1 pseudogene is annotated in these 1,070 nt (G+C 63.4%); it reads right to left on the bottom strand.

The window, feature by feature from the left end:
* Positions 1-1,070, bottom strand: a pseudogene (locus L6D63_RS28360) (host specificity protein J); the annotation flags it as partial.

Here is a 1,070-nt window from a genome sequence, read left to right as displayed (position 1 = left end):
ATGGCGATCTCCGTCGAGGTGGCCGGAACGTTGTGCGACTGCACCGCGGTAGCGCCCTGCCGAACGATGACGATGTATTCCTTTACGATTCCCGTCGGCGGCAGCCACGACAGCACGCCCTGAGTTACCTCGGCGGTGGTGTCCTGCGTCCATGTGACCGCACTCGGCGTACCGAGACCGCCGGCCGGCAGATTGATGAATCCGATCGGGTTGTACGGCTGGCCCACCGCATCATCGAAGATCGCCGCCTCGTACTGTTTGACCTGGACTGTGCAGCCTTCGCTGTCGCCCATGGACCAGTCCGAAACGATGAACTCGCCCAGGATGTTCAGCGACGGCAAGTTGACCCGCACCACGCGCCCCGGCCGGCAGTTGTAGCCGGCGAAGTTCATCGGAATGCTGATTGCCCCACCCGCGCGCCGCCGGCGCAACTCCATGTTCGCCAGGCGCTGGGCCTGGTACGGATCGGTGACATAGGAATAGGTCAGCGTTTCCGCTGCCTCTCCGCCGTCCTCGCCGATCCATTCGGCGACACTTACCTCGGGGTAGTCGGTTTCCGTCCACGATTGCGACGGGTCAATGAACGTACCCCGGACGGTGTTGATCGCCGAGTCGTTGGTCGGCTCAGTGCTGCCGGTGACAGTGCCGATCACCATGTCCTCAGTGATCTCGAAGTCATACGGGCCGTAGTACGCGCCCGCCTGAAGCATCCAGCGACCACCAACACGGATCAGGTGGCCACCGCAGGCCGCTTCAAGCTTCTGCAGCACTCCCGTGCGCTGCTCGTCCGCTCCGATCACGCAGCCACTGCGATAGCGCTGACTGGTCGAGCCATCGGCATTGGTCAGGGCCTCGTCGCACACGTTGGCAGCACTGGCGAAGGTTTCGAACACGATCTCGTCGTCCGGTACGCCGCAACGCGCGCGCAGGAACCAGAGCAGGTGTAACGCGGTATTGGCGCTGTAAACCGCGGTACCGGTGCGCGGGTCGTACACGTCGTTGCGGCCGCGCACCACGAAACGGGTATCCGGAATGCCTGACGGGAATTTCTCTGCGCTGTATTGCAGCGA

The organism is Pseudomonas parakoreensis, from assembly GCF_021602155.1.
Lineage (GTDB): Bacteria > Pseudomonadota > Gammaproteobacteria > Pseudomonadales > Pseudomonadaceae > Aquipseudomonas > Aquipseudomonas parakoreensis.
This window is presented reverse-complemented; position numbering and strand designations above follow the sequence as displayed.